Raw genomic sequence first — 1,846 nt, forward strand, 5'->3', positions numbered from 1 at the left:
GGGCTGCGGGGCGCCGAGGGCGGGCAGGGCGCGGCCGATGCAGTCCAGGACGCGGTCCAGCCCGTAGCGGAACTGCTCCTCCTCGGACATGTGCGGCAGCCGGGCGTCCAGCACGATCCGCTCGAACATCGGGTACCGGCCCGTGCCGAGCAGCTCGCGGACGTGGCCGGCGTTCTCCATCATCCAGCGCTCCGGCGTCATCCCGCTCTGCCGCGCCTCCCGCGACCATTCGATCTCGCCGCGCACCACGCGCTCGACGTAGCCGTTCAGCATGTCCAGCAGGACGAAGATCTCATCGATCGGGATCCCGACGTCCAGGGCGCCGAACGCGAACTCCAGCAGCCGCAGCCGGTTGGGGCCGAACGTGGCGCGGGGGCGCCACAGGGCCGCCAGCCACGGGTGCGCCCGCCACACCCGCCGGGTGTTCTCGGCGACCAGGGTCAGGTCGGCGCGCCAGTCGCCGCTCGGCCGCTCGGGGATGCCGGTCTCCAGCAGGACGTGGTCGACCATCAGCTCGACCAGGTCGTCGCGGGAGGGGACGTAGCGGTACAGCGACATCGCGCCGGTGCCGAGGTCGGCGGCGATGCGGCGCATCGACGCGGCCTCCAGCCCCTCGGCGTCGGCGATGCGGACCGCCGCCTCGGTGATCTGGGCGCGGCTGTAGGCGGGCCGCGGGCCGCGGCCCTGCCGCTCGGGCACCGTCCAGATGCTCGCGTGCTCCCCGCCCTGTGCCACCGGACCTCCTGTTCGACGCCGTCTCCCAGCATCCTAGTTGCGTACGACGTACCCAGTTGTCTACCGTGGGTTGCGTACACCGTACCCAGAGGAGGCGTCGTGACCAACGAACCGATCGTGCTGGCCGAGGCGCTGCGCAAGCGCTACGGCACCACCCGGGCCCTGGACGGCCTCGACCTCGCCGTCCCCGCCGGCACCGTCTGCGGGGTCCTCGGCCCCAACGGCGCCGGCAAGACCACCGCCGTGCGGATCCTGGCGACGCTCGCCGACGCCGACTCCGGGCACGCCCGCATCGCCGGCCACGACATCGCCCGGCAGCCCGACCGGGTCCGCGCTCGCATCGGCCTGGCCGGCCAGTACGCCGCCGTCGACGAGAAGCTCACCGGACGCGGCAACCTGCGCATGTTCGGCCGCCTGTACCACCTGCCCCGCCGCGAGGCCCGCCGCCGCGCCGACGAGCTGCTGGAGCGGTTCGGGCTCGCCGGCGCCGCCGACCGGCAGGTCGCCGGCTACTCCGGCGGGATGCGCCGCCGCCTCGACTTGATCACCAGCCTGATCCTGCGCCCCCAGGTGCTGTTCCTGGACGAGCCCACCACCGGCCTGGACCCCCGCAGCCGCGGCGAGGTCTGGGACACCGTCCGCGACCTGGTCGCCGAGGGCACCACCGTCCTGCTCACCACCCAGTACCTGGACGAGGCCGACCACCTCGCCGACGACATCGCCGTCATCGACCACGGCCGCGTCATCGCCACCGGCACCCCCGACCGGCTCAAGGCCTCCATCGGCGACCGCCTCGACGTCGTCCTGGACGACCCCTCCGGCGCCGGCGCCGCCGCCGGCGTCCTGCGGCGCCTCACCGGCGCCCACCCGTCCCTGGACGGCGGCCGGCTCTCGGTCGCGCTGCCCGCCGGATCCGTCCGGCTCGCCGACGTCGTCCGCGAACTCGACCGCGCCGGCGTCGCCGCCGCCGACGCCGGCCTGCGCCGCCCCACCCTCGACGAGGTGTTCCTGCGCCTCACCGGAACCCCCGCGACCGACACCGGCAACGGAACCGGCGGTGCCGGCGCCGGCCGGGAGAAGGAGACCGTCCGATGACCGCCCTCACCGCGCC

The 1,846-nt window shown here is 74.9% G+C and carries 2 protein-coding genes; one reads left to right on the forward strand and one right to left on the reverse strand.

Features of this window, described 5'->3' with window-relative positions:
• Positions 1–735, reverse strand: a 735-nt coding sequence (locus E1284_RS40480) for a TetR/AcrR family transcriptional regulator (protein ID WP_131945402.1), incomplete at its 3' end; no start/stop codon positions are given.
• 99 nt (positions 736–834) lie between these two features.
• On the opposite strand from E1284_RS40480, the gene E1284_RS40485 reads away from it, so the two are divergent.
• On the forward strand, positions 835–1,830 hold the full coding sequence (locus E1284_RS40485; protein ID WP_131945403.1) for an ATP-binding cassette domain-containing protein: 996 nt from the start codon (positions 835–837) through the stop codon (positions 1,828–1,830).
• Positions 1,831–1,846: the final 16 nt, after the last annotated feature.

The sequence above is a fragment of the Actinomadura bangladeshensis genome, assembly GCF_004348335.1.
GTDB classification, from domain to species: Bacteria; Actinomycetota; Actinomycetes; order Streptosporangiales; family Streptosporangiaceae; genus Spirillospora; species Spirillospora bangladeshensis.